The organism is Streptococcus suis (assembly GCF_002964045.1).
Lineage (GTDB): Bacteria > Bacillota > Bacilli > Lactobacillales > Streptococcaceae > Streptococcus > Streptococcus suis_U.
Genome location: NZ_POPB01000332.1, coordinates 1 through 1,983, shown reverse-complemented (window position 1 = coordinate 1,983; position 1,983 = coordinate 1). Strand labels below are relative to the sequence as shown.

The window sequence follows — 1,983 nt, the reverse complement described above, 5'->3', positions numbered from 1 at the left end:
ATCAGTCAATGGGACGATGGGCTGTGACATAATAAATCCTCCAGTTATGTTTTTTATAACAGTATACAGGAGGAGGGAGTGATTAGATAGATACCTTGTTATTGGGCGGTTACAGAAATTAGTCCAAGAGAGTAGAAACAGAAAGAAAAACACAGACAGTTCGGCTGGATTTCATCTGAAGCAGCTCAATCTGTCTGTGTATTTTTTTAGTTATTGGCTAGTTTTTGCCCAGCCTCTTTAGTTTTAAAACATTGTTAGATGTGTACTAGAAGTATATATACAGTACGATTAAACACAACTCTTGTCAACATTTTAAAAATTATTATCCACTTAAAAAATTGCCTCATTCATCAACTTCATTTCATAAGGAATTAGCTTTGAACTTATTTGCGAAATATTATCCTTTAGATATTGGATAATATTAGGATAACCAGTTAACTCCTCTGGTAATTTTACTTTCTTGACTGCTGAACAAGGTACCCCATAATCAATTAAGAATTGTAATCTTTCATCAACTTGTTCATTTTCTAATAAAGAAGCAAACACGCTATAGTCCCCGCACTTCATTTTTGATTGGCTAAAAACATATTTTTGAATAGAATCAACAACAGCAAGAAGCTTGGGAATCTCAAAATTTGCATCAGTTCTCTGAAATTTCAGCATATAATCGATAGCCCGATCCAAAGGATCTTTCTTATTTTTTTTAACATAGTAATCGTATTGTTCATAAATCAATTCTTTGAATGATAGATTTATATATTTCAAGGCTGTTACTGCTTTATTTTGACTATAGCCATACTCATCTCTATGCTTCAGGTACTTATATCCTAAAAATAATCAGTTCTATAATAAATTAAAAATCGTGTTGGTAGAAAAATCGGCTCTATAATTTCTGTAGTGGGTAAGACCACCGTGGAGATTACGGAGCCTTTTTGAGTATAGAAAAAAAGTCCCATATGACCTATAATGAAAAGCGACGAAACTCACATTAGAAAGGGTTCATATGGAACAACTAAATCTTATCACAAATCTTCTCAGAATTAAAGACAAAAATATCACTATCTCTAATGAATATGACCTAGGAACTCACTTAGAACTCCACGGTCACTTGGATTACACAGCCCCTAAATGCTCAAAATGCAAGGGACAAATGGCTAAATACGACTTCCAGAAAGCCTCTAAAATCCCCTACCTAGAAACTGCTGGTTACCCGCTACTTATCCGCCTTAGAAAGCGTCGCTTCAAGTGTAAAGAATGCGGAAAAATAGCGGTCGCTGAAACTCCTCTTGTCAAGAAGAACCACCAAATCTCTGTCGCTGTTAACCAGAAGATTGCTCAATTACTCATCGAAAATCAAGCAATGAAACATATTGCACACAGGCTATCTATCTCAACATCATCAGTTATGAGAAAACTCAATGAGTTCAAGTTTGAAACAGATTGGAATGCCTTACCTGAGGTGATGAGCTGGGACGAGTATGCCTTCAAAAAAGGGAAAATGAGCTTTATCGCTCAAGATTTCGACTCCCTAAATGTCATCGCCATTCTGGACGGAAGAACTCAAGCAACCATCCGAAACCACTTTCTACGCTATCCTAGAAAGGTTAGAAATCGGGTCAAAGTCATTACCATGGATATGTTTAGTCCATACTACAAATTGGCTAGACAGCTATTTCCCAATGCAAAAATTGTACTCGACCGCTTTCATATTGTTCAACACCTTAGTCGTGCTATGAACCGTATCCGTATTCAAATTATGAATCAATTCGACAGAACATCGCAGGAATACCGAGCCTTGAAACGCTACTGGAAATTGATACAACAAGATAGCCGTAAAATCAGCGATAAACGATTTTATCGCCCTATGTTCCGAATGCACTTGACTAACAAGGAAATACTGGAAAAACTCCTGTCTTTCTCCGAGGAACTACGACAGCACTATGAACTCTATCAACTTCTCTTATTCCATTTCCAAGAGAAAAA

General features: G+C 36.4%; 2 protein-coding genes. One reads left to right on the top strand and one right to left on the bottom strand.

The window, feature by feature from the left end:
• Positions 1-330 precede the first annotated feature (330 nt).
• Positions 331-765, bottom strand: a complete 435-nt coding sequence (locus C1E99_RS06790) for a hypothetical protein (protein WP_024378133.1) — start codon at positions 763-765, stop codon at positions 331-333.
• A gap of 238 nt (positions 766-1,003) precedes the next feature.
• Between C1E99_RS06790 and C1E99_RS06785 the strand changes: the two genes are divergently transcribed.
• Positions 1,004-1,983, top strand: a 980-nt coding sequence (locus C1E99_RS06785; RefSeq protein WP_105206448.1) for an ISL3 family transposase, incomplete at its 3' end; no start/stop codon positions are given.